Below are 2,835 nucleotides of genomic sequence, written 5' to 3'. Positions count from 1 at the left end.
CGCCGCGAGTCGAGCCAGTGTGCCAGATCTGCGGCGCGATTTTGCCGCCTGCCGAATGCACGGCAGAGGCGACATCGGCCCAGCCGGCCATCGCCTTGTCTCCGTGAAAGAACGGAATGCCGGGCAAGTTGCGCGACGCGGGACGGTCTACCACAGTACCTTCGGTCAGGATCAGGCCAACGTTCGCGGCCGCGCGGCGTTTATAATAGCCCACCTGCGCCTGTCCAGGAATGCCTTCAGGGGCCATGTTGCGGGTCATGGGGGCCATAACGATGCGGTTGGCCAATTCCCTCCCTTTGAGGGAGAAGGGGCGGAAGAGGGTGTCGGTTTTCATGTCGTATCCTAATTCGCTTTTTTATCGTCGAAGTCTTAGGTATACTTTTTATACTTGGTGTCCAGAACGCACCTGAGATGCACTAAGTAACCCGGAGGAAACCATGCCACACGACACCCACTGCAACGGATCCCGTTTTTCGGTCGATTGCCCGTCGCGTCTGCTGTTCGATCAGGTCGCCGACAAGTGGTCGATGATGATCATGACGGTCCTGAACGATGGCGGTACCCGTTTCAATGATCTGAAGCGGCGGTTGGAAGGGGTTTCGCAAAAGTCGCTATCAATGACCCTTAAACGGTTAGAGCGGAACGGGATTATCGCCCGCACTGTCGTCGCAAGCACGCCACCGGGTGTGCTGTATGAAATGACGCCGCTGGGTCTGACCTTGTTGCCGCCATTTCAGGCGATCTATCGTTGGGCGAACGACAACATGGACGCGGTCGAAGCGGCACGCGTTGCCTATGACCAGAGCCACAGCGAAAGCTGACGGTGAGGGCGGTCAAACACCCAGCCATCTCGGCAAAAAGATCGCGGCTTTCCCGGTTGTCGGGACTGGTAATCCAGCGCAGTTGCAGCAGTTCGTGCACTATGACTGGGAGCAGGCATTTCGACCAACCGACGAATGTCTTGGCTGGCCTGAAAACGGCCAGTCGGTACGGGTGCCATGAATGACCGGTGAGGGCCGGTTGTAACGTTCCGGCCGTCAGGGCGTATTCCGTTCTCTAATCCGTCAATGCGCTTTTCGATTTTCCGTCGATGTCTGAGGTTGCGGGCGCGCGATCAAGCTCTGCGAGAGGACAGTGTCGGGTGCCTGTCATGAAGGCGCCCTACACAGTGCAACTCCGAAGACCCGACGCGTTGAAGTTTGCCAAGGCTGGTTGGTGCTGCCTTCCTGCCTTGTGCCTTATAGGAAAACCGATATCTGGTAACAGCAGCTTTGTTCCACGATGCAGACCTTCCAAGCCTTGATGTTGAGGCTCGTCGGCGCAATCTGCCGCGTCCGAGACACTGGACCGCGGCGGGCAGCTCCCGGTGGGTGTTGGAAAAGGCCGGGCGTATCGATAAGGTCTGCTCTTGCCCGGTTGAGTTTGTGCTGCGCCGCCGCATGGCCGTTCTTGCCTCACTTGGGGAGGCCACGCGCAGCGCCAAATATCGGATGTTTCGCGTCGGCGGGGGGAATCCGAGATGGAGCTTTGCAGCATAAATGGAACCCAAGATGAACGACTCTGTCAAAAGAGACGCCTTTGCAAAACCGATCTCGGTGGTGCTGAAGGATCAGGATGTGGATACGGACTGCGGCCTGAACGAGGATGAGGTTCTGAAACGCCGTGCCCAGCATGGTCCGAACCAATTGCGCGCTGCGGAAAAGAAAAGCGAGTTTGTCATACTTGCGCATCAATTCAAAGGGGTGATCGTCTGGCTTTTGGTCTTTGCTGCCGGGCTTTCATTCTATTATCGCGATATCGCCGAAGGCAGCGCAATCGTCGTGGTTCTTGTCATCAACGCCGCGATTGGCTTTTTCACCGAACTCCGCGCCGCCCGGTCAATGGAGGCCCTGGCGCGCATGTCCGAGTTTACCACCCGGGTGCGGCGGAGCGGCAAGGTGGTCAGCGTCGACGCACATGAATTGGTGCCGGGCGACATCGTCCTGTTGGAAGCCGGCGACGTGGTGACCGCCGATTTGCGCCTTGTTCAGGCCTCGAACCTGCAAAGCGATGAATCCGTTCTGACCGGTGAATCCGTGCCGGTCGTGAAACAGGTCGACCCGGTCTCTCCCGACGCGGTGATCGGTGACCGTACAAACATGGCGTTCAAGGGTACGGCGATCACGCAGGGCACGGGCGAAGGCGTGGTGACGGCCACCGGCATGGCCACCGAGCTGGGCCGGATTAACCACCTTGTTCAGACCGCCGAGTCAGGAACCTCGCCGCTTGAACTGCGTCTTGACCGGCTGGGGCATCGGTTGCTCTGGCTGACTTTGGTTCTGGCCGCCGTGGTCATTGCTGCGGGCATTCTTCGTGGTCATGAGGTCGCGGCGATGATCCAGACCGGCGTGGCACTGGCCGTCGCCGCCGTCCCCGAAGGGTTGCCTGTGGTCGCCACCCTGAGCCTGGCGAGGGGCATGTGGCGCATGGCGCAGCGAAATGCGGTTATCTCGAACCTGTCCTCGGTGGAAACCTTGGGCGCGACAACGGTGATCCTGACCGACAAGACCGGCACATTGACCGAAAACCGCATGACGGTGGTGCGCTACCTGACCTCAGGGGCGGATGTCGACGTCAGCAGGGTCGGCGAGACGGTACAGTTTGAGACCTGCGCGGGTAAACGTGACCCGCACACCAATCCGCAACTGGATGCAGTTCTGCGGATCGGCGCGCTATGCAACATATGTAACCGCCCCAAACGCAAGAGGGATTTCGGAGCTTTTCTGACGCGTCGTCGGGTGCTGACATATGTCCGGCCTCAAGATGCGACCTCACAGATGTCGCGGGCCCCGATGG

The 2,835-nt window shown here is 59.3% G+C and carries 3 protein-coding genes; 2 read left to right on the top strand and 1 reads right to left on the bottom strand.

Features of this window, described 5'->3' with window-relative positions; all coding sequences use genetic code 11:
* The coding region (locus tag E1B25_RS21910; protein WP_483458031.1) for a beta/alpha barrel domain-containing protein at nucleotides 1–334 on the bottom strand (334 nt) is incomplete at its 3' end.
* A gap of 103 nt (nucleotides 335–437) precedes the next feature.
* On the opposite strand from E1B25_RS21910, the gene E1B25_RS21905 reads away from it, so the two are divergent.
* Nucleotides 438–821 (top strand): winged helix-turn-helix transcriptional regulator, encoded by a 384-nt coding sequence (locus E1B25_RS21905; protein ID WP_132831678.1) that lies wholly within the window; start codon nucleotides 438–440, stop codon nucleotides 819–821.
* 729 nt (nucleotides 822–1,550) lie between these two features.
* Nucleotides 1,551–2,835 (top strand): cation-translocating P-type ATPase (locus E1B25_RS21895; protein WP_206338619.1); only part of this gene is annotated, 1,285 nt, incomplete at its 3' end.

It is taken from the genome of Antarcticimicrobium sediminis (genome assembly GCF_004348975.1).
In the GTDB taxonomy this organism is placed as follows: Bacteria; Pseudomonadota; Alphaproteobacteria; order Rhodobacterales; family Rhodobacteraceae; genus Antarcticimicrobium; species Antarcticimicrobium sediminis.
This window is presented reverse-complemented; position numbering and strand designations above follow the sequence as displayed.